2 protein-coding genes and 1 riboswitch are annotated in these 4,912 nt (G+C 75.5%); both genes read left to right on the forward strand.

The features are described 5' to 3' along the window. The first annotated feature begins 516 nt into the window (after positions 1-516). The gene (locus tag ADK60_RS19720) at positions 517-3,267 is read left to right on the forward strand and encodes a M4 family metallopeptidase (protein ID WP_053647694.1); all 2,751 of its coding nucleotides are present in this window, start codon (positions 517-519) and stop codon (positions 3,265-3,267) included. Positions 3,268-3,560: 293 nt separating this feature from the next. Then, a riboswitch (cobalamin riboswitch) is annotated at positions 3,561-3,680 on the forward strand. 107 nt (positions 3,681-3,787) lie between these two features. Then, a partial coding sequence (locus ADK60_RS19725) for a hypothetical protein (protein WP_063783201.1) occupies positions 3,788-4,912 on the forward strand: 1,125 nt, incomplete at its 3' end.

Raw genomic sequence — 4,912 nt, forward strand, 5'->3', positions numbered from 1 at the left:
TTCTGCGAGCAGCCGGCCAGTGCGGCGGTCGCCACGGCGAGGGTGAGCAGCGTGGCGGCGGTGGAACGACGGGCGGACATGCGGGCTCCAGCGGTCAGGGTCGGGGACATGGTCGGTGGCGCGGTCGGGGCGCTTGTCGGTGGTGTTGCGGCCGACGTGCGGACGGCTGCCGGGAAGATTAGGTGAACCTTACTAAGGTCGCCCTAATTCGTCTACTTTGATGTAGACATTCGAGGCGCGGGATTTCGGAGGCCGGGTCAACTGCCCTGGTGGGGCGGGGTGTTGGGTGCGGGTCTTCGGTCGGGGGTGAGGGTCTCGGTCGGTCTGCATATGCAGTCGATCGACATATGCAGAGAGATGGCCTATGTTGATCCGCAGGGCGGACCGCCGGCTCCGAAGAACGGACGAGCCGTGGGGGTGGGCGTCCGCCGTCCATGCATGGCCTGGCATGCCGTCAGGCCGGCCGCTTCCCGTGGGAGGACCGCAGTGCATCACCGTTCCCGTACACCCGGACCCATGCTGCTCGGCGTCGCGATCGCCGCCGTGCTCGGCCTCGGAGTGGCCGTGCCACCCGCGTTCGCCGGACCGGCCGGGGGACCGTCCGCCGAGGCCGACCCGGTGCCCGGGCTGGTCGCAGGGTCGGACACCGCCGCTCCGCAGCTGGTCACCGGCCTCGCCGAGGCGGCCCCCGGCGACAACCCGGCCGAGGCGGCCCGCGCCCATCTGGCCGCCCATCAGGACCGCTACCAGGTCGACCCCGCACAGCTCGCCGAGGCCGGTGTGGAGCGCGCCGCCGACGGCCGACGAACCGTCAGGTTCGAGCAGCGGCACGGCGGTATACCCGTCTTCGGGGCCCGGTACCTGGTCCACCTGGTCGGCGAGGGCACCGGACAGCGGGTCGAGTCGGTCGGCGGCAAGTACTTCACCGGGCTCACCGCCCCGACCGTGCAGACCGTGCCGGAGGAGGCGCTGCGACGGCTCGCGATCGGCGCGGTCCAGGAACCGGCGGCCCGCGCCGGTGCGGCGGCCGAGGACCACGGCCTGGTGGTGCTGCCCGGCGGCGCCGGCCGGCTCGCCCGCCACTTCACCGTGCGCGGGAACGACCCGGCGATCTGGGCGGCGAAGGCACAGGAGGTGTTCGTGGACGCCGCGGCCGGGGAGGTCGCGCTCTCCTACGAGGTGCGCGCCCCGTACCCGCTCGGCGCCCCGGCCGCCGCCGCGTCCGCCAACGCGGCAGCCGCCGCCCCGGCCCTCGAACCCGCCACCGGCACCGCGCCCGACGTCCTCGGCGCTCCCGCCCGGGTGAACATCGGCCGACTCCCGGACGGCACCTACCAGCTCGTCGACCTCACCCGCCCCGCCACCGTCACCACCTACGACGCGGCCGGCCGGGAGGAGATGGACTTCAACCGGACCCTGCCCGCCGACGTCCACCCGGCCGCCTCGGCGACCACCGACTTCCCGGCCGCCACCGGCACCAGCGGCGCCACCGACGCCCATCTCAACGCCGCCGCCGTCTACGACTTCTACCGCGACCGCCTGGGCCGCGACGGGATCGACGGCAAGGCCGGACCGATCACCTCCGTCGTCAACGTCACCAGCTTCGGCCAGCCCATGGACAACGCCTACTGGGACGGTCAGAAGATGATCTACGGGGGCGGCAGCAGCAAGTACCGCCCGTTCTCCGCCGCGCGCGACGTGGCCGGTCACGAGATGACCCACGGCGTCGTCAAGTACACCGCGGAGCTGGTCAACCTCGGCCAGTCCGGCGCCCTCGACGAGGCCCTCGCCGACTACTTCGGCAATGCCATCGAGGTGACCAGCCGAGGCATCGCGATGACCGACCCCAGGGCCGCGCTGCTCGGCGAGGACCTCTGCCGCACCGGCACCCCCGAGGCCTGCGCCGGCCGTCGGCTGGACGACCGCCGCACCACCGTCGCCGACTACATCGGGGCGCCCGCCGGGGTCGACAACGGCGGCGTGCACCTCAACTCCACCATCGTCTCGGGCGCGTTGTGGGACATCCGGCGCACCCTCGACCCGCTTCTCGCCGACCGCCTGGTCTACCGCGCGCTCGCCGAGTACATGACCCCGCTGGACGACTTCGTCGACGCCCGCAACGCGGTGCTCGCCGCAGGCCGCGCGCTCGGCCTCGACCGCGCCCAACTCCGCACTGTGGCCGGAGCCTTCGACGCCCACGGGGTCAAGGACGGCTGGCAGCGCCGGATCGGCGTGGACAGCCGGCCGCTGCTGCGCGAACTCTCCACCGAGAGCGTGGCGCCGGACGTCGCCGCCGGCCGCTGGGTGGCGGCTACCGCGGGCAAGGGGGCCAAGGGCAGCATGGCCGTGTACGCGGGTGCTGTGGCCGGCTCCGCCGAGCCCGCCCGGCTGAGCCCGGAGGACGGCCGCTCGCACGGCTGGCCCGCCACCGACGGCACGACCGCCGCGTGGGTGGCGATGGGACCGGGGGCCGACGGCAGCTGGGGCATGGAGGTGCTGGCCCGGCCGCTCGCCGGCGGCCCGATGCGCAGCGTCCACCGCGGCGCGAACCAGTACCTCGGCGACGTCCGGGTCTCCGGCGGTGATGTCGCCTTCTTCCTGACGGACAACGCGACCGGCCGCAGCGGTCCCGCGATCTCCCGCGACGGCGCCCCCGTGGTGCCGATCGCGCTGCCGGAGGGCCACCGCGCCTCCGGTCTCGCCCTCCACGACGGCCTGCTCGCCTGGACCGAGACCTGGCAGGTCGGTGAGCGGACGGTGAGCGCGCCGACCGTCTACTCGCTCGCCACCGGCAAGGTCGTCGCCCAGTACGTGGTGGACGACGCGAACGCCACCGCCGGGACCGAGGTCGGCAGCACCCGCTTGGCCGGCGGCCGACTGCTGTGGGTCGAGACGCCCTTCGACCCGACGAAGGGCAGCACGATCCGCTCCGGCGCGCTGGACGGCTCCGGCGTGACCGACCTCCTGCCCGCGGGCCCCCGGCCCGGCGCCGGCTCCGAGCCGCGCCGGATCGCCGGCCTCACCGCCTCCGACCGGGCGGTCACCTTCGCCGAGGCCGGCCGCCGGGCGACGGGTGGCACCAAGAACACCGATCTGCCCAAGCTCTGGCAGCTCCCGCTCACCGGCGGCACCCCCGAGCGGATGTCCTGCAACCGGGGCGGCCAGTACTTCCCGGCGGCCGACCGGGGGACCCGGGTGGTCTGGCTGGACGCCACGGCGGGCCGCACCGATCTGGTCGTGCGCGAGCGCGCGGCCGGCACCTGCTGACCGGAGGCGGCTGCCCCGGGGGCCGAACCAGGGCTTCCGACCCCGAAAGCCCGGACCCCGTCCGCCCCGGTCTCCCGCCCGGTCGCCGCATCCCTGCGGCGGCCGGGCGGGTCCTTTGTCGTCACCGTGCCGCCGGACACCGCCGGCACGGTGGCTCGGCCGTCGCACTCATACCGGCCGCCGCACTGTCCCGGCTGTCGCACTGTCCCGGCTGTCCCACCGTCCCGCCCCGGTGACGACCCGACCTCGCACCGGCCTTGACCCTCTCTCGGCCGAGCCGACATCATGAGCCGTCATGTTCTGACTCCGCCGTCGGGGGAAGTCCGGTCGAATTCCGGCGCTGACCCGCAACGGTAGGCCGCCGACGGCAGTCGGCGGCGAGCCCGAGTACCCGTCGGCGGAGGTGTGTGTCCCCTCCTCCCGTCGTGGTCTGCGGCCAGGGGCTCCCGGAGCCGTCGGGCAGCCTGTCCCGCACGGTCGCCGGCGGCCGCTCGTGCGCCCAGGCCCGGAAAGGCCTCCCATGTCAGCCTCCGCGCTCCGCCGCCGCCCGCTCCGCCTGCTCGCGATATCCGCACTGGCCCTGACCGCCACCCTCCCGGCCGCCACCGCCGCCCAGGCTGCCGCCCCGGCCCCGGCCCCGGCCCCGGCCGCCACCGCTCCGGCCTCCTCGCCCTCCTCGCCCTCCTCGGCCTCCGGGGACGCCGCGACCACCTACCGCCCGGACGCCGCCGCGGCCGGCTGGCTGGCCCGTCAGCTCGTCGACGGCGACCACTTCGAGTCGGTCTTCGACGGCACCGCCTACCCCGACCAGGGCCTCACCATCGACGCCGTGCTCGCCTTCGCCGCCGCCGGCAGCGCCGACCAGGCCGCCGCCCGCGCCACCGCCTGGCTCGCCCGGCCCGACATCCTGAGCGGCTACCTGGGCGACGGCACCACCGAGGCCTACGCCGGTGCCACCGCCAAGCTCCTGCTGGCCGCCGAGGTGCGCGGCACCGCCCCGACGGCCTTCGGCGGCGTCGACCTCCCCGCCCGGCTGCGCTCCCTGCTGACGCCGAGCGGCCGCTTCTCCGACCGCTCCCAGTGGGGCGACTACAGCAACGCCTTCGGCCAGTCCCTGGCCCTGATCGCCCTCCAGCGCACCCCCGGCGGGGCGCCGGCCTCCGCCGTCGACTTCCTGGCCGCCGCCCAGTGCGCCGACGGCGGCTTCCCCGTCGCCTTCGGGCAGGCCACCTGCACCGCCGACGCCGACGCCACCGCGCTCGCGGCCCAGGCCCTCGCCGCGACCGGCCGCAGCACCAAGGCCAAGGCGGGCCTGGACTGGCTGACGGCCCACCAGAACACCGACGGCGGTTTCGCCGCGGCCGGTGCCACCGCCTCCAACGCCAACAGCACCGGCCTGGCCACCTCCGCCCTGCTCCCCGGCGGCCGGTTCATCAGCGGCCTCAAGGGCTGGAGCAGCCTGGTGAAGCTCCAGCAGGGCTGCTCGGCCGACCCCGCCGTGCGCGGCGCCGTCGCCTACGACGCGAGCGGCTTCAACCCCGCCAACGCCGCCCGGGCCACCGCTCAGGCCGTCCTCGGCCTCTCCGGCCAGGGCCTTGCCGGCCTCAGCGCCCACGGTGCCCGCCCGGCCGCCCCCGCCCTGGCC

Source organism: Streptomyces sp. XY431 (assembly GCF_001279805.1).
Lineage (GTDB): Bacteria > Actinomycetota > Actinomycetes > Streptomycetales > Streptomycetaceae > Kitasatospora > Kitasatospora purpeofusca.

What these genes read in the sequence shown, in the direction of transcription:
- ADK60_RS19720 (WP_053647694.1), top strand. Translation starts at nt 517, where the DNA reads ATGCTGCTCGGCGTCGCGATCGCCGCCGTGCTCGGCCTCGGAGTGGCC.